The 21,736-nt window shown below is 45.6% G+C and carries 18 protein-coding genes and 1 tRNA gene; 9 read left to right on the top strand and 10 right to left on the bottom strand.

Annotation, left to right across the window (positions count from 1 at the left end):
• The first annotated feature begins 652 nt into the window (after positions 1-652).
• A complete protein-coding gene (locus PF479_RS19600; RefSeq protein ID WP_298010452.1) occupies positions 653-1,381 on the top strand; it encodes a hypothetical protein in 729 nt (242 codons plus the stop codon).
• 37 nt (positions 1,382-1,418) lie between these two features.
• On the opposite strand, the gene PF479_RS19595 is transcribed toward PF479_RS19600, so the two are convergent.
• Entirely contained in the window at positions 1,419-1,619 is a 201-nt protein-coding gene (locus PF479_RS19595; protein WP_298010449.1) for a DUF2892 domain-containing protein, read from the bottom strand.
• Between the two features lie 186 nt (positions 1,620-1,805).
• The gene (locus tag PF479_RS19590; RefSeq protein WP_298010446.1) at positions 1,806-1,994 is read right to left on the bottom strand and encodes a hypothetical protein; all 189 of its coding nucleotides are present in this window, start codon (positions 1,992-1,994) and stop codon (positions 1,806-1,808) included.
• Between the two features lie 180 nt (positions 1,995-2,174).
• Here PF479_RS19590 and rbsD point away from each other — a divergent pair, with 180 nt between their 5' ends.
• From rbsD to PF479_RS19575, 3 genes are read left to right on the top strand one after another with little or no spacing between them, the layout of a single operon-like run.
• Positions 2,175-2,594: a D-ribose pyranase gene (gene rbsD / locus PF479_RS19585; protein ID WP_298010443.1), complete on the top strand. Its 420-nt coding sequence runs from the start codon at positions 2,175-2,177 to the stop codon at positions 2,592-2,594.
• A gap of 57 nt (positions 2,595-2,651) precedes the next feature.
• Positions 2,652-2,927, top strand: a complete 276-nt coding sequence (locus PF479_RS19580; RefSeq protein WP_298010440.1) for an HU family DNA-binding protein — start codon at positions 2,652-2,654, stop codon at positions 2,925-2,927.
• Positions 2,920-4,104: an HU family DNA-binding protein gene (locus PF479_RS19575; RefSeq protein ID WP_298010437.1), complete on the top strand. Its 1,185-nt coding sequence runs from the start codon at positions 2,920-2,922 to the stop codon at positions 4,102-4,104. The genes PF479_RS19580 and PF479_RS19575 overlap by 8 nt, the downstream gene beginning before the upstream one ends.
• A 3-nt stretch (positions 4,105-4,107) precedes the next feature.
• Here PF479_RS19575 and PF479_RS19570 read toward each other — a convergent pair whose 3' ends face one another.
• Positions 4,108-5,961 carry a BRCT domain-containing protein gene (locus tag PF479_RS19570; protein ID WP_298010434.1) on the bottom strand — a complete coding sequence of 618 codons (1,854 nt, stop codon included), beginning with the start codon at positions 5,959-5,961 and terminating at the stop codon, positions 4,108-4,110.
• Between the two features lie 172 nt (positions 5,962-6,133).
• Here PF479_RS19570 and PF479_RS19565 point away from each other — a divergent pair.
• Positions 6,134-6,206: transfer RNA gene (locus PF479_RS19565), tRNA-Cys, on the top strand.
• A gap of 111 nt (positions 6,207-6,317) precedes the next feature.
• Here the strand turns inward: PF479_RS19565 and PF479_RS19560 are convergent.
• A complete protein-coding gene (locus PF479_RS19560; RefSeq protein WP_298010432.1) occupies positions 6,318-6,881 on the bottom strand; it encodes an NUDIX hydrolase in 564 nt (187 codons plus the stop codon).
• A complete protein-coding gene (locus PF479_RS19555; protein ID WP_298010429.1) occupies positions 6,878-7,915 on the bottom strand; it encodes a KamA family radical SAM protein in 1,038 nt (345 codons plus the stop codon). The genes PF479_RS19560 and PF479_RS19555 overlap by 4 nt, the downstream gene beginning before the upstream one ends.
• A 55-nt stretch (positions 7,916-7,970) precedes the next feature.
• On the opposite strand from PF479_RS19555, the gene PF479_RS19550 reads away from it, so the two are divergent.
• Positions 7,971-8,834, top strand: a complete 864-nt coding sequence (locus PF479_RS19550; RefSeq protein WP_298010426.1) for a patatin-like phospholipase family protein — start codon at positions 7,971-7,973, stop codon at positions 8,832-8,834.
• Positions 8,831-9,724 (top strand): serine O-acetyltransferase EpsC, encoded by an 894-nt coding sequence (gene epsC, locus PF479_RS19545; RefSeq protein WP_298010423.1) that lies wholly within the window; start codon positions 8,831-8,833, stop codon positions 9,722-9,724. The genes PF479_RS19550 and epsC overlap by 4 nt, the downstream gene beginning before the upstream one ends.
• A 66-nt stretch (positions 9,725-9,790) precedes the next feature.
• On the opposite strand, the gene PF479_RS19540 is transcribed toward epsC, so the two are convergent.
• Positions 9,791-12,295, bottom strand: a complete 2,505-nt coding sequence (locus tag PF479_RS19540; protein ID WP_298010420.1) for a PQQ-binding-like beta-propeller repeat protein — start codon at positions 12,293-12,295, stop codon at positions 9,791-9,793.
• A gap of 209 nt (positions 12,296-12,504) precedes the next feature.
• Here PF479_RS19540 and PF479_RS19535 point away from each other — a divergent pair, with 209 nt between their 5' ends.
• Complete coding sequence (locus tag PF479_RS19535; RefSeq protein ID WP_298010418.1) at positions 12,505-14,076, top strand: hypothetical protein; 1,572 nt, start codon at positions 12,505-12,507, stop codon at positions 14,074-14,076.
• A 153-nt stretch (positions 14,077-14,229) separates the two neighbouring features.
• On the top strand, positions 14,230-17,760 hold the full coding sequence (gene nifJ / locus PF479_RS19530; RefSeq protein WP_298010415.1) for a pyruvate:ferredoxin (flavodoxin) oxidoreductase: 3,531 nt from the start codon (positions 14,230-14,232) through the stop codon (positions 17,758-17,760).
• A gap of 157 nt (positions 17,761-17,917) precedes the next feature.
• On the opposite strand, the gene PF479_RS19525 is transcribed toward nifJ, so the two are convergent.
• From PF479_RS19525 to PF479_RS19510, 4 genes are all read right to left on the bottom strand, one after another.
• The gene (locus tag PF479_RS19525) at positions 17,918-18,631 is read right to left on the bottom strand and encodes a TrkA family potassium uptake protein (RefSeq protein ID WP_298010413.1); all 714 of its coding nucleotides are present in this window, start codon (positions 18,629-18,631) and stop codon (positions 17,918-17,920) included.
• On the bottom strand, positions 18,628-19,980 hold the full coding sequence (locus PF479_RS19520) for a TrkH family potassium uptake protein (RefSeq protein ID WP_298010409.1): 1,353 nt from the start codon (positions 19,978-19,980) through the stop codon (positions 18,628-18,630). The genes PF479_RS19525 and PF479_RS19520 overlap by 4 nt, the downstream gene beginning before the upstream one ends.
• 16 nt (positions 19,981-19,996) lie before the next feature.
• Positions 19,997-20,503 carry a YtfJ family protein gene (locus PF479_RS19515; protein WP_298010407.1) on the bottom strand — a complete coding sequence of 169 codons (507 nt, stop codon included), beginning with the start codon at positions 20,501-20,503 and terminating at the stop codon, positions 19,997-19,999.
• 78 nt (positions 20,504-20,581) lie between these two features.
• The gene (locus tag PF479_RS19510) at positions 20,582-21,442 is read right to left on the bottom strand and encodes an HU family DNA-binding protein (protein ID WP_298010404.1); all 861 of its coding nucleotides are present in this window, start codon (positions 21,440-21,442) and stop codon (positions 20,582-20,584) included.
• Between the last annotated feature and the right edge of the window lie 294 nt (positions 21,443-21,736).

The raw sequence follows: 21,736 nt of genomic DNA, 5'->3' as shown, positions 1-21,736 counted from the left end.
AGTTTCAACGAAGGGTATTAGATCAAAACATAAAAGACTAATTAGAACTCTCAAAATAGTCCAATATCTCCCAGATCCTCTTTGTTCCAAACATAGTAACAGTCTTTCCCCGGCCCCGGGCCATTCGCTCCCAGCGGCGGAGGACTTCGATTGATCGCCGGATATCTCCGTATGTTGGCTGATTCATTCTGGAAATATATACCGTTAATATACGGTTGAATAGTGCATTTTTGTTTCATTGAAACGACCATGTAACGATTGAATAAAGTTTATATCATAGTGAAGTCACCGAACCCCCTACCCTCCCCAGGACGGTCATTGACGAACGCCCCTGACACTTATCACAACGATTCTATCATTTTAAGTATTAAAACAGGCAAGACAAACTGTTAATTAAACATAGTGGTATCAGAAATGGTATCAATTATTTGAGGAATATGCACAAACATGATCTTGCATGATTCCATAATTCGTTATAGTATAAATACATGATAAATCCTGATCATCTATGATTCGGCTGTGCGGGTGGCTGTTAACCATCATGTCAGCAGTTCGAGTCTGTTCGGGGGAGCTTAAAGCGGAATCCATTGGATTCCGTTTTTTTTATCAATTTTTATTTGATTAATGAACGGTCTTTCATTAGACTTTAATCATGATCAAGGCAAGGATCTTTGTCCAGATTGTATCCCTTCTCATACTTTTCTCCTGCGAGAGCAGTCTGTATCCTCCCACCTACCCTCCTGTATTATCCGATATTTCCCTGACCAGCTCGAGCTCCAAAACAGCAACCAACTCAGTCATCCAGGGTGATACTGTCTTTCTGACGGTTGCCGTTGATGACCCGGAGAACGACTCTCTGACTTTGACAATCAGCATTCTGTCGGGAGGTACCGAAATAAAAAGTCTGGAAGTTAATGATTCATGCATCTATGATGGGACGAGCTGGGAAACCTGGTTTGAGACCGACGATCTGGCCTTAGGAGATTATACTCTGGCATTAACACCCACAGATAAAGAGGGAAATAAAGGAGATACCCTCACAGAAATCTTCACGGTAACAGAGAACCTGAAGGCAAATGTGACAACAGCGGATATCAGCATATCAGCGGTGTCTTATGAGGTGAAGAATACAACAACAGGAGAACCCTTTATCATCACATTCTCCGTGACCAACAGCTCTCCTGTCACCTTAGATATTGTGCATGTTCCCTTTGATGCTGAAGATAGTTCTGATACAGTTTTAGACAGCGGAGTAGGAATCATTACCTCCATCCCTTCCGGAGCAACAAAAGAAGGATACCTAAAGCTCAATATTCAGGTAACTGAAAATTGTGATGAACTTATCTACTCTTTTGCTAACTGTACAATTACAATTTATTGACCAGTCTGCTGCCTTTTAAAACAGCAGACAGGATTTTTTAGTCTTTTTTCTTAGTACTTAATTTAAAGGGAATGTAGGCAGGACAGACTCCTGCAGCGGATGTGACAACAAGCAGGGCACCCGGCAGGGCTAACCACCAGGAATGTCCGCTATTCATCTGCAGAATGACTCCTGCAACAACAAGGACAACACCAAGAATCAACCTGATGACTCGGTCCAAAGATCCCATATTTTTCATACAAACCTCCCGATTTGAAAAGGCACAACTAAGATATGACAAATTATATACAAATGAGAATGATATTCCATTTTTTGCAGGACTTATATCGATAATATGGATTTTAATCGTGAATGAAACTGGGCTTTGTTATTTTGGTAAATAGGAACGGTAGCTGTTGAAGGGGTAAGAGAATCCTGGAACCGGTTATTCCGGCTCTTCTACTTCCCATTGATTGAGATACTGATAGAGTTGTGCCTCGGAAAGTATATTCCTGATAACAAGTTCTTCGGTGATTCGATTCATATGCTCTTCTGCAATACAGGTACGAAGAAGATTCAACCCGACTTGAAAAGGAATGTAATCTTTGTAAACCAGATATGTAATAAAATCCATTTGTCTCTCCCTTAAACTGATCCAACATATGATGAAGGTCTGTCTGAAAACTCCGGGCAGACATAACGTAGTAGTCCTATTTTGATTATCGGTACTGAAAGTGCAGGGTTATTAGGTTTTTCTTTATATTGATTTGGCAACATCCATGAATCGGATTTATACTATAAGGAGGAGGATACCATGAAAAGAGGTGTCTTATTGAATTCAGAAATATCTGCTGTGATTGCTTCAATGGGTCATACCGACTCTTTAACCATAGGAGATGCTGGTCTCCCCATTCCTGAGAATACTAAAAGGATTGATCTGGCAGTGAGCAGGGGGATTCCTTCCTTTATAGAAGTGCTTTCTGCTGTACTGAATGAGTTATGCATTGAAAGAATAATCCTCGCAGAAGAGATCAGAAACAACAATGCGGCAGGACTGGATGATATTCTGACCATGATCGCAGATTATGAGGCTTCTTCGGGATTCAAACCGGCCATGTCTTTTATCCCCCATAAGGAATTTAAAAAGCTCAACGCCAATTCAAAGGCTATCATACGGACAGGAGAAGTCCTCCCCTATGCCAATATCATTCTGTTTTCAGGAGTCGCATTCTAGTTTCAAGAAAAGAAATGTGATTGTTGTCTCCTGGAATTGTTTGTATAATATACGGATATGAATAAGCAGGAACTGGTCAAAGAGCTGTCTCAATCCCTCGATATGCCCCAAAAGGATATTAGAGACGTGCTGAATGCCTTCATGGAGGAAATAGTCCTCGTCATGGAAGAGGGAGAACGCTACAATCAGACTGGTTTTGGAACCTTTAAAACCGAAATTGCAAATGAGCGTATTAGTTACAACCCTTCCCTCAGAAAAAAAATGAAGCTCCCCCCCAAACGGAAAGTAAAATTCAGACCCTCTGCTAAATTCAAGGAAAAGATCAATGAGTAGCTCACTGACACCGGGAAGGTTGGCAGAACGGCTCCAGGAGAAGTTAGACCTGGATAAAGAAAGCATAGCCAATTTCGGCTCTGAGCTATTTACCATTATTATCCGGGAATTGAAGAAGGATGATAATTTTTCTCTATTCGGATTCGGCAGTTTCAAGAAAATATATGTAAAAGAGAGAATGGGACGGAATCCCCAGACCGGTGAGGAACTCATCGTCCCCTCTCACTACCGGATCAAATTCAGTCCTGCTGGGAAATTAGCTGACAGAATCAATGCCGGCTACGCTCACCTTAAACCTATCATACTGGAAGATGATATTCATGAAGGACTCTTACTCAAGGCAGAGCGCTACATCCTCAGTACCCCCGCAGAGGCTGAACCGGTTATTGAAGTGACCACAGAATCCATTATTCCACCCACAACCTTAATAGTAAAACCCGAACCGATTCTGGAACCCGAATCAATCAATCCAGAACTCTTGTTTCAGAATCTGGAAGTAGAGACTCAGATTCCTGAGGATCTCCACAAAGAGCCTGATTTCGGTTTCAAAAAAGACAATCGTTTCAGGACATTGAAAACGATCTTCATCGGCTTGGTTCTTCTAATCTGCTTCCTGGGAGCCGGATGGTTATTACTCAGAAAAACTGAAGAGACTATGATTGTTGAGGAAATAGCTCTCCCGGAAGCCGTAACACCAGAAGCAGTGATTCTACCTGAACCTGCTGCTGCAATAGAAAGGACCGAAGGAGTAGAGATCAAGGAACCCGAGCCTCCGGTGCTTCCCGGAACCAGTTACCGGATTGTACCGGGAGACTCTTTCAGCCTCCTGGCTCAGAAACGCTGGGGTAATATAACCCTTTGGCCCTATCTTTACAGCAAGAACATAAGCGTCTTCTCCGATCCGGACCTTGTCCGCCCCGGAGACAGCATCATCATTCCTACTCAGCCAGTTTTGGATAAAGATCAGTCCCAGATCGAAGATAGCATTCTCATGGCTTACAAGCGTTACAGAGACCTCATCAGCGAGCAGATTGGGAACCCACGGAACCCTAGAAGAGAAATCAGTGCGGATTATGTGCTTCTGGGAGGCGAACAGCTCTATCCCAGATTCCTGGACAGAAACAAGAGCAGTATCCGGGTGGAAGACATCCGGAGAGTAGAAAAACTTATTCCTTGAAAATCAGGATTTTAGAAAATCCTCATAGGAAAGAAGCCGAATGCCATTCTTTCGGGCTTTCTGTAGTTTAGAACTACTTCCCCCGGCATCCTCACAGAGCAGAATGGAAGTGGAATTAGTCACTGAAGAAGAGAATTCATACCCTTTCTCTTCAATTATTTTCTGTATTTCCTTACGCCCCAGGGGTCCCTTACCGGTCATACAAACCTGCCCTTTTGTTTCATTGACAACTGCATCTTCTACATGAACGACCTCCAGCAGGTCTTTTAGAAAACGCTGGTTGTCTTCATTCTTTTTCCAGGCAATGATCTTTTGCCCCGTGACAAAGGTATCATCATTAAAGTCCTCAAAATCCTTCATGCTGTTGATTCCCAGTTTCCTGAGAGCCTTCTGCTGAACCAGGGGGATTCCCAGCTTGCTGATTAGAGCAGGAGCCTGCATGGTTCTGACTTTTTCCAGCTGGGTCAAAAAATTATTGGTCTTTTTATCCCCGAACCCCTCCAGATCTTCCAGATCAGCGGACTGGATTCGATACATATCACTGACATTATTGATGATTTTTTTGTCAAAAAGAACTCTGATCGTCCCTTCTGCGACCTGATCCATTCCGGATTCCTTCACCCAGTATAAGATGGTTTGAAATCTCCGCTCCGGACAATCGGGGTTACTGCATTTCAGATGAACCCCTTCTTCGACAACAGGGCTGCTGCAGGCCGGGCACTTTTCGGGAGCCAGAGTGGAGAAGAAGAGCTCCCCCTCTCTGGTGGCGGAAGAGAGATTTTCTTTCACATAGGGGATGACATCATTGGCCCGTTCAATCCGGAGTTCATCCCCCAACTGCAGTGCCATGGATTCTACAAAGGCATTGTTATGGAGAGAGGCCCTGACCAGGGTCGCCCCTCCCAGCTGAATCGGTTCAAAAAGGGCAACCGGAACGAGAGCCCCCTGCCGGCTCACCTGCCAGTCCACACCGGTAAGACGGGTGATTTTAGAGGCCGAGGGGGGCTTGATAGCCAGGGCATAATGGTGGTGATGATCCACCACCCAACGGCTGTCAATTACACTATGCTGCCTGTTATCATCCACTGCCATGATCAGACCGTCTGTCTCATAAAGCCACTTCTCCCGGTATGAATCCAAATAAGTCCTGTACAGCAGTTCGACATCATCCCGGGATTGGACTGAAAAATACTCAATAGTATGAAAACCCATGTCAGTGAGCCAGTCGATGATACCTGCCTCACTTTCCGAAGGATTCCACCGGGCCGTCTGGTAGCATACAAAACGGACATATTTTAGGTCATCCCGGTTTTCTTTCCGGTTGATAAGTCCTACACAGTTATTCCGGAGTGGTCGGCCACCCGTGTCGTAGTCTGTATTTTTTGGTAGATACAGCTCTCCCCGAATTTCAATGTCATGATCCGCTTCGTCTATGAAGCCCGGGATATCTTTTATGAAATTGGCTATAGTCGTCACATCCTGACCAATCCTACCATCACCCCTGGTGGCAACATACTGCAGCTTCCCCCCGGAATAGAAACAGGAGGCGGATAAACCATCAATTTTGGGCTGTATGGTCCATTTTGTTGCCTCAGGAAGCCCCAGTTTATCCATCCACTTAAAAACTTCCTGGGGGGTCTTTGCTTTTCCCATGGACAACATGGGTTCGGCATGAGTGATTTTACCGCTGTTGTCAGCCTGGTACCCGACAGTGGAAAAATATAAATTGTCAGGATTCACTGCTCGTAGGGTCTCTTCCAGCGAGTCAAACTCGGCATCCGTCAAAATGGGATCATCCGTATTATAATAAGCCTCTTTGGCTTCTTTCAGCAGCTTAACAAGTTCCTGTTCTTTCATATTCATCATCCTTAATCCTGGTAAGGGAAATATACACCCTATCATAATAATAAGTCAGAATGATTTTGCGAATAATTCTGTTATATTTTTTATGCAAATGAGGGAATAGCAAAAGTTTTCCAACCAGGTCTGGACAAAGAAAAAGGGTTCTGTTATATTTTTTTACACATTCGGCGCCGTACCCAAGCGGCTAAGGGAGTGGATTGCAAATCCATCATTCAGCGGTTCGAGTCCGCTCGGCGCCTTTGGTCTAAAGATTCAGTGAAAGCTGAATCTTTTTTTTATTTATAATATCCGGACTCGAACTGACCCTTCGGCCCTGAGCAATTGCAACACCAGTGCTGAGAAACACCGCCTCAGGCGATTCCTTTAAACTTCAGATACCAGTACCAGCACTGCACCATAATGGCGCTGTTATACTCACCCAGACCCATATTTTCGGCAATTCTCGTAAAGGTCTCCTGCCGCCATTCCAGATATTCATTCTCATCCAGATCCAGATCATGAGTTCGTATCAATCCTCTGGCCAGGAATGTTGTTGACAGATTGTCCATAAAAGCCGGATTGGGATTGATTTCTCCAATAAGGATCATCTCTGATGCGGTAAAACCGGTCTCCTCCCGAAGCTCCCGGTGTGCCGCGTCCAGGGCTGTCTCACCTGGATCGATGACTCCCGCTGGAAACTCACAGGAAAGCTTTCCGCTGCCGTGGCGGAACTGGCGGACCATTAGGAACTCGGATTCACTTGCCCCGGGAATTTCAGGAATGACGGTCACCCAGTCTGGTGCCTTGCAGACAATCATGGCCCGTTCCTTCCCATCGGGATTCTCCCTCATGACCTGATCGATGGCAAAGATGGGTCCTCTCCAGAGCTCTTCAGACTTCCCCAGATCTTTCCAGACTAATTTTATATCTTTCACACTTCCTCCCTGGGATAGGTATATTCCCGTTTGTCTGTATTTATGAACACATATCCCTTTTCATCTTCTCTCAGAAGAAGACTCCGGGTTAAGGGAATCTTTCCTCCGCCACCGGGCAGATCTACGGCATAGGTTGGAAGAGCAAGGCCGGAGACCTTCTGCCGGAGCTCATCCATAATCTGCCAGCCCCGGCGTAAGGGAACCCTGAAATGGGACGTCCCCCGGGCCAGATCTCCCTGAAAGAGGTAATAGGGTTTGACTCCCTGAGCCATAAGCCCTTGAAAGAGGGAAGCAAGTGTATCAGAATTATCGTTGACCCCCCTGAGCAGCACGGCCTGATTAACCATGGGAATGCCAGCCTGCCTGAGAAGTCTCAGGGCTGTTCGGCTCTCATCTGTCAACTCGGATGGGTGATTGAACTGCATGACTATCCACAGGGGAGACATTTTTTCAAGCTCCCTTGCGAGATCAAAGTCAATCCGCAATGGCAGTACAGCAGGAATTCTGGTGGCCAGCCTGATGATCAGATTATCTCGAACAGATCGAAATCGACTCAAAATATCCAGAAGGGGAACATTTTCCAGAGTCAGAGGATCACCGCCGGTAAGCAGAACCTCCTGGATCTCAGGGTGTATTTTTATATAGGCGATCATACGATCACACTCCGCCATGGTCAGATCGGCATGCCCGGTCCCTGTAAAGGAACGTCTGAAACAGTGCCGGCAGTGAACTGAACAGCGGTCCGTCACAAGAATGGCCACCCTGTTGCTATACCTGTGAACCATCCGGGGTAGAGGGGAGTGCATCTTTTCAAACAGGGGATCAGCGCTTTCTATTTCAAGAAAAGTCAGTTCCTCCACTGTGGGGAGAAGTTGTTTTCTGATTCCCTCGTCTTCTCCGGCAAGGTTCAGGTAATAAGGATTGCCTTTGTAGACCATCTTGTCACCGTCAGTCTCAAACCAATCCGTTTCATTCTTTCTAAGTGAAATAATTTGGGAGAGCCTTTGCCGGACAGTCAGAAGTGTTTCATCCATGGCCCCATCATACTCAAAGCTTGACTTTTGATAAACCGAATTCTATGTTTATCACATGAAATGGGCGCTGGTTTTATCCGGTGGCGGAGCATTGGGTCTGGCACATCTGGGAGTTATTAAGGTTCTGGACAGGGAGGGGTTTTACCCCGATCTTATTGCCGGAACATCAATGGGTGCGGTCATTGGGGCTTTATGGGCCAATGGAAGCAGTATCAAAGAGATGGAAACCATTGCCAGGGATTTTAATATCCAGGATTTTCAGGAGGGAATAACATTCAAGCTCCCCTTTCACAACGGTCTGACACGGTTCCTCCAGGCTGAAGAGGTTATAGGGACTCTTATGAATGAAAGAGGCATCAATAGCGGTCACAAGGCCAGGTCATTTTTTGATAAAATCTATAAGGGAAACTCCTTTCAGGAGACGAAGATTCCCTTTTACTGTAATGCGGTAGATCTTCTGCAGGGCAATGAAATTGTGATACACGACGGGTCTTTATCCGACGGAGTCTATGCCTCCATGGCTTATCCCGGTTTTTTTTCACCTCTGGAAAGACCCGACTCGCTGCTCTGTGACGGATCGGTGATCAATAATTATCCCGTATGGATAGCCAGACAGTTCGGCCGTACCAAAGTCCTGGGTGTGGATGTCAGCGCCTACGAAAATGTGTCACCCAACGAGTTGAACAATGGCCTTGCCATACTATTCAGAGCTTATCTGACAGCTTGTCAGACCCAGAAGCGAAGATTCGGAGACAGGGCTAATTTAACCCTTCATATTAAATCTGATAGAACCGGTTTTGATTTTGTAGATATTGAAGGCTGTATCAACCGTGGAGAAGAGGCGGCACTGAAAGGTCTTAAAGAGATAAAAAGAACACTGAAATACCCCCTGCCGGGAAGAAGGATACTGGAAGTATGATTAAAGAGATTGACGGGATCACAATGAATATTATCAAAAAATTTAAAGCGAAAGAGGGGATCAATCACCTCAGCGGTCCTAACCTGCCTTCCCGGCAAAGCATCATAGATATAATCACCACACTGGAATCCATTATTTTCCCCGGTTTCCAGGAAAATGAAATCCTGGAAGAAGAGTTCCTGGCATTAAATATTGGAGAAAAGATGCTTCGATTGGGACAAAGCCTCATGTCAGAAATCGGCAAGAGCATACATTACAGAAATAGGGATGTGCCCATTAAAAACTCTCAATGTGATGCAGAGGCATCTGAACTGACCTACAAATTTTTGAATACCCTGACGGCAATCAGGGACATGGCACTCAAAGACGTCAACGCCGCACTGGAGGGAGATCCTGCTGCCAAAAGCCGGGAAGAAGTCATTCTATCCTACCCCGGCCTGGAAGCCATCACAGTTCACAGGATGGCCCATGAACTCTACAAAATGAATATTCCCCTGATTCCCCGTATGATGAATGAGCACCTCCACAGAAAGACGGGCATTGATATTCATCCGGGAGCTCAGATAGGAGACTCCTTCTTCATCGACCATGGTACTGGTGTTGTCATTGGTGAAACCACTCAAATTGGCAGCAATGTCAAAATCTACCAGGGTGTGACTCTGGGAGCCCTCAGTGTCAAAAAAGAGGAGGCCAATCTCAAAAGGCATCCGACGATTGAAGACTTTGTAACCATCTATTCAGGGGCAACAATTTTAGGCGGAAATACAACGATTGGCCAGAATACTGTCATCGGAGGAAACGTCTGGATCACATCCTCTATCCCAAAAGACAGCCTGGTATACAACAGACCGGCCGAATACATTCTGAAGAACAGGTACGCTCATCCATAAAAAAGGCTGTTTTCCTCTCCCTTGAGGGAGAAAGAAAACAGCCTATCCAATTCGTTTTAACTGGTTTTAATCAACAATTCCTTCGGTATTGATTCTGTAGAACTGTCCGCTTTTGCCTACACCCACAATGATTCCATCCCGGACAATCGGTTTGGCTGTGAAGGAATCCTTCAGATTGTACTGTTTGAGGATGGAGCCATTCCCGGCATTCATAACTTTCAGGGTACCGCTCCCCTCGGTGAACACAAGGCGCCCCTTATCATAACCGGGCATGGATGTCACATTACTAAGGGGAGCAAAAAGATTTTCTCCACTCTTCCATGACAAGGCAAAGACTTCTTTTTTGGTTGTATAGAGGAAGCAGCCTTCTTTTGTCACAAGGACATCTGCAAAAATAGTCCGATCCAGCTCCCGCTCCCAGAGGACAGTTCCCGATTTGAGATTCACAGCCGCCACGATTCCCTTTCTGCTGCTGAACACGGCCTTGTCTTCATAAATAGAGGGGCTCTGTGCCACAGACTGAATGGCAGAGGTTGGTACCGAGGACAGAACCGTACCATTGGAAGGATCAAGAATAAGGAGAGACCCCTTCTTGTCAGCCACGACAGGTTTTCCGGACCAGAGGGCAGGAGACATACTGGAGCCCCCCCCGATGGGGAGAGAACCCACATCTTTACCGGAGGAATCAATCAGAACAATATAATCATTTGTGGGCATCATCAGCTGATCACCAAAGGGTACAACCCGGCGGCCGTAGATATGAGAGCGCTCTTCGGGCAGACTGATTGTATTGACCACGGCTCCTGTTCCTGACTTCAGTACAACAAGTTCCGTTCCACCGGAGAAATACACATTTCCGTTGTGTTCTACCGGTGAAGAGTTGGCATTGGGTGTGTTGGCACTTTTGTACTGCCACAGAACCTTACCGCTTCGATTGAAGGCAGCAAGCTTTCCATTGGCATCGGCTGCCAGATACATGCCGCCCTTCTCAACAAGGACTCCCACAGGAGATCCCATACCCAGGGACGCAGTAGCTTCCAGGGGTTTTGGTTTTAACTTAATGACAACACTACCGGTAGTCGCATTCACTGAAATCTGCTGAGAGGCGGACTCAAAACCATTGCGGGAGGCTTCGACCTTAAGGACAGCCCCTTCGGTTTCTTCACTGCTCCAGCGGCCGCCTGTCCCTTTATTTCCATTCACAGAGAAAGCTGCATCGGCTGGTTCAATCCTGACCTCAACAGAGTAAACTGGCGCTTTGGCAACAATGGGAGTCTCAACAACCGGAGCTGTGGTCAATACGGGTGTTGGCGGTTCCACTGCAACCGGCTCAACTGGTTCAGCAGGGATCTCTTCGAGGGTCAGGGAATATTTACCTGAGCTTTCTTCATTTACTATCATTTCGAGAGTCTGAGTTTTATAACCGTCCAGACTGATCTCCATTTTGAGCTCTGTTCCATCCGTATACAATTTAGAAAAGCTTCCAGTTCCCAGAACATTGCCTTTCTGAAGGATCAGAGCATTGGAAGGGGTCACTAAAACCTGAATCTTGAACAGGGCAGGAAGAACCACATCATCTACTCCGGCGGCGGCCACTGGCAAGGCCATAATTTCCATTCTATCCGTTGATTTCAGTGTTTCCTGAGATTTCGCAGACAATTCCTGAACTTCCATCAGTTTAGGGGCGATGGATTCGGGGGTTTTTTCAAGAGTAACCAGCAATTTGTCGACTTCCTTCTGCATATCTGCTTCCAGGACTGCCAGGTTTTCTTTTTCAGCATCACCGCCATCATTCAATAAAGCAGTTTGAGCCTTCTGCTTTTCTTCCACTTTCTGAAGGACGGCTTCCACGATCTTTGAGAGCTCAGCGGTTTCCTTGAAAGTATCCGATTTTACGGCCAGTTCTTCAGAGGCTCCCACAACCAGAGATGTTTTTTGAATCTGAGCCGCAATAGGTACCAGAGTAACTTCATTGACGGCCAGCTCTGACACCTTATCCAGGGAGCGAGGCATGACTGCGACGGCTCCTTCCTTTACAGCGAGAAGTGTATCTTGAATGGTTTCATCCGAAGAAACACTGAACTGAGTTCCTCGGACACCACAGACAACTGTATTCGTTTTAACCTGGAATGAATCTTCTTCCAGCAACTTCTTGACCTTACAAAGAACCGTACCATTCTTCAGATCCACAGCCATCCGGCTTCCCTTATCACTGGTCATCAAAGCCTGAAGCTGCAGGATGGAATTGGATTCCATCCTGACAACGGCAATCTCTCCCAATTGGATTTCACAATAGCCATCATCACCTGTCTCAATCAGATCACTCTGCATCACAGAATCACCGATATCCAGGAATGATTCTTCCCCGCCTCTGTTGACTGAAACGTCACCCGACAGGTAAACAACCAAGCCCTCTGTTTCGGTACTGATCTCCATAGCCGGAGCCTGTTCCTGAACAGGTACTGGAGCAGATATTTCTTGAACCGGCGCGTCACTTATGGGTTCCATTTTTTGAGGTCCGCAACCGAAAAAAAACACCGAAATAATGATCAGGAGAAAAACTCTTTTCATTTGTTTACCCTTATTTGAAAGAATACCGATCTATTTGTATATTATACAGGCAATAAATGAGGAATTCAATATTTCAACTCTTGTATTGTTTACGGATGAACAGAGGAAAGTCATGCCGGGAGGAAGAGACAAGTCAAAAGAAAACTTGCCTTAGGTCTTTTTACAATCTAATATAAAAAAGAAGAACCTGTCCGATCCGGAGCTTCCTTATGAAAAACAGAAAATTTGATCTTATCATCTTCCATTATCACCTCCTCCCCGGGGGAGTTACAGACGTTATAAAACACTCATTGCCGGTTTTTGCAGGTATGAAGAATATCAAATCCATACAAATCCTTTGCGGAAGAAGTCAGAACACTACCAGCATGAGAGAAGCCATTGAGAAATTGCACACGGAAGCCAATCAATGTCCTATCACCCTTGAGGTCATTTCCGAATTGGATTACAGGAGCCATCAGAAGGAGCGTCCTGCACCAGAGAGTCTCAGAAAACTCCTGCTCGAAAGATTCTCATCTCCTCATTCAATCTGGCTGATTCATAACTACCACCTTGGAAAAAACTGGGCCTTAACGGCAGCCTTGAACCGTATAGCCAGGGAGGGTCATCAGAAAATGATTTATCAGATTCATGATTTCCCCGAATGTGCCCGGTATGCCAATTTAAATGAATTAAAAACAAACATTCCAGGATCTCTTTATCCCCGGTCTTCCAGCCTCAGATACTGTGTCATAAATGGTAGAGATTTCAACATCATGAAAGAAGCCGGCTTGCCCGATGGGATCATTCATCTATTGGAAAATCCCGTGCCCCTGCAGGAGAACCCGTCCAAGGTTCCCATTGTTAAATCCGAATTAATGAAGAAATTAAAGGCCTATACACCGTTAAAAGGGAATTTTCATCCCCAGGGAGAGCTCTGGCTTTATCCTGTCAGATCCATCAGGCGCAAGAATGTATTGGAAGGGGGATTTCTGTGCAGTCTTATAAAGGATGACGTGAACCTGATTGTCACACTCCCGGGAATTTCATCTCAGGAAAATGAGTATTCCCAGTTGTGTGAAAAAGCCTTTACCCAGGGTCTGATTCCCGGATTCTGGGGAACCGGGAGCCTGCCTGGTGAAGCCGGCATCAGCTATCAGGAAATGATCAGCGCCAGTGATCTGATATTTTCATCTTCAGTACAGGAAGGTTTTGGTTATATGTACCTCAACGCCCTGGTCTGGCAGAAACCACTCCTGGCCAGACATCTGGACATCATGGACGGTTTTACACCTTTAATGACAGATTACCCTGCTCATTTATATGAGACCATACTGGTACCGTCAGATCAGGATTTAAAAACCCGGTTGCACAGAGACTATTCACAACGCCTTGATGATCTGGAAGACTTTCAGTCTCCCGAGGTCAAAAAAAAATTGCTGGAAGATCTGAATGGATTGATTGAAGGAGACTCGGTAGACTTTTCATATCTCTCTCCTTCAGATCAATATTCCTTTCTGGAAAGGTGTCAGAGCCGCCTCTTTATTTCAGAATGCAGGGAGTTGAACAACTCTCTTCTGGAGGAGATTCAGAAACTGAAATCCTTGACTGTTTCTGACAAAGAAACACAAATTTTTTACAGTTATGGAGAGGAGGCCTATAGAAAGGCTTTCAAAGAGATTCTGGATTCATTTGAGGAACCCCTCACGGCGGACCAGACCGATGAATTGCTGGAAGAAAAAGTGGATAAGAATCTACAGCTAGAGTTTTCCAGGCTTGAATTTCTCCGCCTTCTCTACCGTTAAGAAACCGGAAGCCCGGCAAAACTTCACCAGAAATAGGATTCGATAATTTCATACTCACTTTTAGTCTGAACCCCCATTATGACCCTTGCGCTCTCTTACTATAAGTTTTAATATATTGGGGCAATTCTATTCTAATTTTAAGGAATTTTTCATATGTCAAACACGAAGAAAATGGTCACAATTGATGGCAATACAGCTGCAGCACATGTAGCATATGCCTTCAGCGAAGTAGCCGCTATCTATCCGATTACTCCCTCTTCCAATATGGGTGAGTATGCCGATGCCTGGGCAAGCCAGGGTCGGGAAAACGTCTTCGGCAAAAAAGTCGATGTTGTTGAAATGCAGTCAGAAGCCGGTGCTGCCGGATCTGTTCATGGTGCTCTTTCCGGAGGTGCTCTAACGACTACCTTTACAGCATCTCAGGGTCTCTTACTGATGATTCCCAACATGCACAAAATTGCCGGGGAAATGCTTCCTACAGTTTTTCATGTCTCTGCCAGATCACTGGCAGCTCAGTCTCTCTCAATCTTCGGTGATCATGCAGACGTCATGTCCACCAGAAACACTGGTTTTGCCATGACCTCCGCTTCCTCTATCCAGGAAACCATGGATATGGCTGTTGTCGCTCACCTGGCAACACTGAAAACTCAGGTTCCATTCCTCGCCTTCTTCGACGGATTCAGAACATCCCATGAGATCCAGAAAGTCGAAGAGATTTCTTATGACACCATCAAAGAAATGGTAGAACCTCAATATGTTGAACAATTCAGAGACAGAGCCATGCGCCCTGAAAAACCCTTTGTAAAAGTGGCCGCACAGAATCCTGACGTTTACTTTCAGGGTCGTGAGACAACGAACAATATTTACGATTCGGTTCCCGGAATTGTTCAGGAATACATGGATGCTCTGGCTAAAAAAGTCGGAAGACAGTATCACCTGTTTGATTATGTCGGTTCTCCCAATGCAGAAAAAATTATCATCTCCATGGGTAGTTCCTGTGACACAATAGAACAGACTGTTAAATTCCTTGTAGACAGAGGCGAAAAAGTTGGAGCTATCAAGGTTCGTCTGTATCGCCCCTTCTCTGCAAAAGACTTCATCGATGCCGTTCCTGCAAGCTGTAAAAAGATTGCTGTACTGGACAGAACAAAAGAACCCGGATCACTGGGTGAGCCACTGTTCCAGGATGTTGCAACAGTCATGGCCGGTAAAGATGTGAAAATCATTGGCGGACGTTATGGTCTTTCCAGTAAAGAGTTTAACCCGTCCCATGTCAAAGCCGTATTCGACCACCTTGACGGCAAGGCTTTCCACAGCTTCACTGTGGGCATCAACGATGATGTCAGTAACAGATCCATCACAGTCAATGAAGAGATAAACGTCTCTGCCAAAGACATTGTCAGCTGTATGTTCTGGGGTCTCGGATCAGACGGAACTGTGGGAGCCAACAAGAACTCCATCAAGATCATCGGTGATAACACCGATATGAATGCTCAGGCTTATTTTGTATATGACTCAAAGAAATCCGGGGGTATTACCACCTCTCACCTGAGATTCGGTAAATCTTCTGTCAATATGCCCTGGCTGATTGACAGTGCAGACTTTGTTGCCTGCTCAAATCCCGCTTATATCGGCCGTTATGACATGCTCAGTCCCTTGAAAGAAGGCGGAGTATTCCTGCTGAACTCAGAGATTCCCACCTCAGAAGTGTTCAGTCACCTGACAAAACCTGAACAGCAGATCATCATCGACAGAAAGATCAGATTCTACAACATGAACGCTCTAGCCATCTCAGAAGACGTCGGCCTTGGAAACAGAACAAACACCGTTCTGCAGGCTGCTTTCTTTAAGATTTCAGGAATCCTTCCTGAAGCAGAAGCCATCGATCTCATGAAGGGCGCCATCAAAAAAGCCTATAGCAAGAAAGGTGAAGATATCGTCAAGATGAACTGGGAAGCCGTTGACAGAGCCGCTGCGATTCTGGAACAGGTAGAAGTTCCCTCGTCCATCACCGTCTCCTACAAGCCCGAAAGACTCGTTGCAGAAGACGCAGATGACTTTACAAAAAACATCATCGAAAAGATCATGCACCTCAAGGGTGATGACATTCCTGTTTCTCACATGAGTTTTGACGGTGTACTCCCCACAGGAACAACCAAGCTTGAAAAACGAGGTGTTGCCCCCAGGGTTCCCGAATGGCAGAGTGCCAACTGTATTCAGTGTAACCAGTGTGTACAGTCCTGTCCTCACGCAGCAATCAGAGCCAAACAAATTGACGCTTCTGTACTGAAGGATGCTCCTGCAACTTTCAACGTACTGGATCTGAAACCCAACAAGAACAAAGACATAGACTTTAAATACAAGATCCAGGTTTTTATTGATGACTGTCAGGGCTGCGGTGTTTGTATCGAAACATGTCCTGCCAAAAACAAGGCACTGATCTTCAGTACTCTGGATATCCAGAGAGAAAAAGGTCAGAGTGATAACGAGAAATTCTTTGAGCCCCTGCCCTATGGTGCTCTGGATGGATCATCCGAAGAAAATGTAAAGGGTACACAGTTTAAAAAACCACTGTTTGAGTTCTCCGGAGCTTGTGCAGGCTGTGGTGAAACACCCTATGTTAAACTGGTAACCCAGATATGCGGTGAAAACATGGTTGTAGCGAATGCGACCGGTTGTTCCTCTATCTACGGTGGTACCTTCCCTACTATTCCCTACTGTAAGAATGAACTGGGAAGAGGTCCTGCCTGGGGTAACTCACTCTTCGAAGACAATGCTGAATACGGTTTTGGTATGAGGCTGGCAATTGAATCCAACAGAACTCTTCTGAAAAGAAAAGTGGACGATCTCTTGACTGCCGGAACCACGACTGAATTAACTGCCGCCTTGAAAGCGTCCCTGGAATTATGGAAAGATATGTCTCAGAAGGCCATTGATGCACAGGATGCAATTAAAGCACTGCTGCCTGCCGCTCTGGACCAGGCTTCAGGAGATTTGAAAGAGGTTGTAGCGAAGATTATCGAACTTCAGGATTATTTCATCGATAAATCTTTATGGATCATCGGTGGAGACGGATGGGCCTACGATATCGGATTCGGTGGTGTAGACCATGTACTTGCTTCGGGTAAAAATGTAAACATCCTTGTTCTGGATACTGAGGTTTATTCCAACACCGGAGGACAGGCTTCCAAGGCAACACCCATTGCCGCTGTTGCCAACTTTGCCGCAGCCGGTATGAGACTGGGTAAAAAGAATATGGGTATCATGGCCATGAGTTACGGTTATGTTTATGTAGCCTCCATTTCTCTTGGTTCCAGCAGACAGCATGCACAGAAAGCCCTGATGGAAGCTGCTGCATACGATGGACCTTCTATTGTTTTTGCCTACGCTCCCTGTATAGCTCACGGTATCGACATGATGAAAACTCAGACTGAAGAGAAAAGAGCCGTAGATTGCGGTTACTGGCCTCTGTACCGCTATAACCCTGCAATGGAAGAAGGAAAGAAGTTTGCCTGGGACTGTAAAGAACCCAGCGAAAGCTTCCAGGACTTTATCCGAAGTGAAAGACGTTACACGGCGTTACTGAAAACTGCACCTAAAGAAGCGGAAGGCCTTTATGCCGAAGCAGAAGCGGATGCTAAACACAGATGGAATCTTTTCAAGAAGATGGGAGAAATTATGTAAGGATCTGCATTTGCAGAACCACGGCATTCCAGAAGGCTCCCCACTCTGTGTGAGTAGCTTTCTGTTTATATAGAACAAAGCAGACCTTAGGGTCTGCTTTTTTTTATTACTGGTTTCTTCGGATGTACTCATTCATGAGAGTTTACGGATCTACAGGCTAGCGGTTGAAGAGTCTGCTGAACATGCTGGTCAAACCAGCGTTTTCTTTGATCAGGATGGAATCAGAAAATTTTCGGACATCCTTTTCGGCACCGGCAATCAAAAGGACATCTCCCTCCTGAAAAATATAACCCGGGGCCACAAATGTATATTCATTCTCGGTCTTTTCACTCCTCAGACCCACAACATTCAAGTTCATTCTGTCACGGATACCCGATTCGATGAGTTTTTGGCCAAGAATAACAGGGGGAGCCTTCACCTCAGCCAGGACCATATCGGAGCTGAGGGGCATATAACTCAGTAGATGAGAGGAGAGCAGTATAGGAGCGAGTCTCATGGCAGCTTCCCTGTTTGGATACACCACATGATTAGCACCGATCAGATTGAGGATTTCACCATGTTCATCTGTTTCAGCCCGAACAAATATTTTCTTGATCCCCAGCTTCTTAAGATAGTTGGTCACCAGAATGGAAACCTCAATCCTGTCTCCGGGATCAACAATGACAGCATCAATATCCGGTGGAATAAGTTTGCCGATGGTCGCTTCATTCAGAACATCTGCGATGAAGGCACGATGAACCCGGTCCTTGTAGGCCTCAATGATGACAGGATCTTTATCAATAAGAAGGATTTCACAGTCAAATGATTGAAGCTGTTCCAGAATCCGGCTTGTAAAAGTACTGAGTCCAATAATCGCTAATTGTTTTTTCATCCTATCAAAACCTCACCTTCGGGATAGCGGATATTATAAACTGATTCCGGACTGACCGCCGGGATAATAATGGCAAACAAACCGATACGTCCGGCAAACATGGTACAGATCAGAACAAGCTGACTTAAGTCGCCCAGTTCCGATGTAATCCCCATGGAAAGACCGACAGTGCCCAGGGCAGACACACATTCAAAAAGAATTTCCTGAAAACTCACAGTACTGTTCCAATTGAACGATTCAAAAAGACTCACCAGAAAGACACTGCTTATCAGGAGAATCATGGCTTTAAAAAAATACAGAGAAGCTCTGTTCAGGAGGTCCTTGCTGATACGCCGTTTTAAAAACGGAATCTCACCATGATCATCAATACCCTTAATGATAATAAGAGACAGAAGAAATATGGTAGTGACCTTCAGCCCCCCCGCGGTGGATCCGGAGCCCCCCCCGATGAGCATAAGGATTAGATTGAGCACATAGGAAGGATCAGAATACCCCGCTTGTTCCACCGTATTGAAGCCGGCTGTCCGGGTTGTAATAGACTGAAACAGAGCCGCCATGAGGGCTTCACCAGTATCCATATCTGCGAATAATTTATTCCGCTCCAGAAAAAAGAAAAGCAGAAATCCCAACAGGAGCAGGATAAATGTTAAAAGGATCATAACCTTGGTGTGGTAACGCATCTTAACTTTCCCGGGGGAACCTATTTTTCGAACAAGATTCCATAAGACCATATAACCAAGACCACCTGTGATAATCATCAGGGAGACACCGCCCATAACCAGAGAGTTACTGCGAAACCTTGTGAGACTGTCGGGATAGAGGGAGAATCCCGCATTACAGAAGGCGGAGATTCCATGAAAAATGGACGAAAAGAAGGGCTGTTCCACGCCCTGGCGGGTCATCCCCGAAAAAATGATCAGGATACCCAGAATTTCCAGAATCAGGGTGAATCCCATAATGCGGATAACAATATTTTTTGGCTTCTGTATGTGCTCAGATCCGTAATACTCCTGAATAATGGCGGTATTACTGAAAGAAAAGCGACTGCCTGGAAAAAATAGATAGAGGGTAGAGAATGTAATAAATCCGAGCCCTCCCGCCTGAATCAGACACAGGAGTATGATCTGCCCGGAGAATGACAACTGACCGGTAGAGACCGTTGACAAACCGGTCACACAGACCGCGGATACCGCCGTAAACAAGGCATCCAGGGTTTTTAATTTCCCAGAATCTGATGTCCCGGCACTATAGGATGAGGGGAACAGAAGCAGCCCTGTACCAGAAATAATAAGGATTAAAAAATAGAGGAAGAGAATTTGTTTATCTGAAAGATGCAGGGTTTTGGGCACGAAATGAACCGGACTCTTATTGAACCAGATTGCTGATTTTGGGGAATTCTGACGATGAAATGACTCCGGCTTTAAAGTAGACCACTTCTCCCGATTCATTAATCACTATGAATGTGGAGGTCTTGTCCTCATAGCGAAATCGTTCTTTCATCTTCCCGTTCCAATCGCCATAGACGGACAGACCGCTTTTACGGGATTGATCAACAAGTTTATCCTCCCAGAGTTTCTTAAAGAGCCCCAGGTCAGAACAGTCCACTATGGCTGCAGTGAATACACTATTTTTATCCAGAGTCAGAGTCTTCAGATAATCCTTCAGCTCCTGGTTCAGATCCAGTTGAGATCGATCTTCATAAAAAAGCATCACTTTCTTGTTATTCAGGTCATCCCTGATCAGGATTTGACCCGTACCCGAAACTACAGAAAAACCCGGAATGCTGTCACCGACCTGCAAGGCAAAAACACCCTGGGAGAGGAGTAATAAAAAGAGTAACGATATGAGATAGAGAGGATTAATAGACTTCATGAAGACTTCCTTTTTCATATTACTATTTAGTCTATCATAAACTCGCGCTTAGTAACAACAGAAGCCGAGGCATAGACCTCAGTCTTCATCCTCTGGTTCAGGCAGCGGCATTGACCCGGCCTTCTCCTTACTACTGGAAGAAAACTTAAACACAGGACTCCAGTGGGCCTCCCTGGCAGGAATGGTGATTTCTTCCCCTGTTTTGGGATTCCTTCCCAGCCGCGCTTTCCGGCTTGGTTTCAAATTGAGTGAAAAACGTCCGAGTCTTCCAAGGGAAACACTCTTCCCCATAAGCATACCCGTCTCCACCATGGAGATATAATCATCCGTCACTTCCCGAACCTTGTCCTGTGTCAAACCACTTTTCCGTGCCAGATAGGCAATGATATTCTGCTTGTTAAACTGATCGGCTTCCTGACCGCTTACGGGAAGAGTCAGATCCCTGTTCAGATGAATGAAGGAGTTGGTCAGAAAGACAGTCGCCTCGCGGATACGCTTTTCCTGTTCTTTTTCAGGAACCTCAGCCTTACAGGCCACTATCTTATACAGGGCAGAAGTACTCTTGAGGGGTCCTCTGTCAAACCGGGCAGACTGGCCATAAGCTGTCGATCCTGCCAGGGAGGTCTTGTCACAGAGGACAATATCCGGAACATCCGTCCGAAGTTTAATGCTGGCATATTCCATCCATCGCTCTTTCCCGTAACCAAGGCTGACCAGGGAACCGGAAAAAGTAAGGAATAGCATTCCCCGTGGATCCTCTGGAGAGATAGATTGAAGCTCTTCCATATCCAGAAGCCTGATCTGCTCTGAAAAAAGGCTCTCTTTTTTCTCCCAGCTGGAACACAAATGCATAAAGGCATCCTCCGTCTTTGCCCACTCGTCTCCTGATGCCTGAAATATGCTTTGAAGGTGTTTTTCAACCAATTCGGGTATACCCATAAACGTCTATCTCCTTATCATTTTTATTATAGTCCTTATCAATCAAAAAACAGAGAAAACAGTAAACAAAGGTTATTGATCAGGATTATTTCAAGACAGAATAATGGACAGTCAGAGGACTCCCGGCGAAGAGTATCCCCGCCGATGCGATAATCAGAGTTCCCATTAAATATATGTTGGACTAAACCGCTGTTCCAGCGGTGGAAGGTGAATATTACCAACAATATGTTCTTAATTGATGATCATTGATAAATCAGAAATTTCAGGTTATCATAAGGTAAATATACAACGGAA

The organism is Oceanispirochaeta sp., assembly GCF_027859075.1.
Lineage (GTDB): Bacteria > Spirochaetota > Spirochaetia > DSM-2461 > DSM-2461 > Oceanispirochaeta.
Note: the sequence above shows the minus strand (reverse complement) of the source record. Positions and strands in the feature narration are given on the sequence as shown.

What these genes read in the sequence shown, in the direction of transcription:
- PF479_RS19540 (WP_298010420.1), bottom strand. Translation starts at nt 12,295, where the DNA reads ATGAAAAGAGTTTTTCTCCTGATCATTATTTCGGTGTTTTTTTTCGGT.
- PF479_RS19580 (WP_298010440.1), top strand. Translation starts at nt 2,652, where the DNA reads ATGAATAAGCAGGAACTGGTCAAAGAGCTGTCTCAATCCCTCGATATG.
- PF479_RS19555 (WP_298010429.1), bottom strand. Translation starts at nt 7,915, where the DNA reads ATGGATGAAACACTTCTGACTGTCCGGCAAAGGCTCTCCCAAATTATT.
- PF479_RS19550 (WP_298010426.1), top strand. Translation starts at nt 7,971, where the DNA reads ATGAAATGGGCGCTGGTTTTATCCGGTGGCGGAGCATTGGGTCTGGCA.
- PF479_RS19525 (WP_298010413.1), bottom strand. Translation starts at nt 18,631, where the DNA reads ATGAAAAAACAATTAGCGATTATTGGACTCAGTACTTTTACAAGCCGG.
- PF479_RS19575 (WP_298010437.1), top strand. Translation starts at nt 2,920, where the DNA reads ATGAGTAGCTCACTGACACCGGGAAGGTTGGCAGAACGGCTCCAGGAG.
- PF479_RS19510 (WP_298010404.1), bottom strand. Translation starts at nt 21,442, where the DNA reads ATGGGTATACCCGAATTGGTTGAAAAACACCTTCAAAGCATATTTCAG.
- nifJ (WP_298010415.1), top strand. Translation starts at nt 14,230, where the DNA reads ATGTCAAACACGAAGAAAATGGTCACAATTGATGGCAATACAGCTGCA.
- PF479_RS19570 (WP_298010434.1), bottom strand. Translation starts at nt 5,961, where the DNA reads ATGAAAGAACAGGAACTTGTTAAGCTGCTGAAAGAAGCCAAAGAGGCT.
- PF479_RS19600 (WP_298010452.1), top strand. Translation starts at nt 653, where the DNA reads ATGATCAAGGCAAGGATCTTTGTCCAGATTGTATCCCTTCTCATACTT.
- PF479_RS19515 (WP_298010407.1), bottom strand. Translation starts at nt 20,503, where the DNA reads ATGAAGTCTATTAATCCTCTCTATCTCATATCGTTACTCTTTTTATTA.
- PF479_RS19535 (WP_298010418.1), top strand. Translation starts at nt 12,505, where the DNA reads ATGAAAAACAGAAAATTTGATCTTATCATCTTCCATTATCACCTCCTC.
- PF479_RS19590 (WP_298010446.1), bottom strand. Translation starts at nt 1,994, where the DNA reads ATGGATTTTATTACATATCTGGTTTACAAAGATTACATTCCTTTTCAA.
- rbsD (WP_298010443.1), top strand. Translation starts at nt 2,175, where the DNA reads ATGAAAAGAGGTGTCTTATTGAATTCAGAAATATCTGCTGTGATTGCT.
- PF479_RS19595 (WP_298010449.1), bottom strand. Translation starts at nt 1,619, where the DNA reads ATGAAAAATATGGGATCTTTGGACCGAGTCATCAGGTTGATTCTTGGT.
- epsC (WP_298010423.1), top strand. Translation starts at nt 8,831, where the DNA reads ATGATTAAAGAGATTGACGGGATCACAATGAATATTATCAAAAAATTT.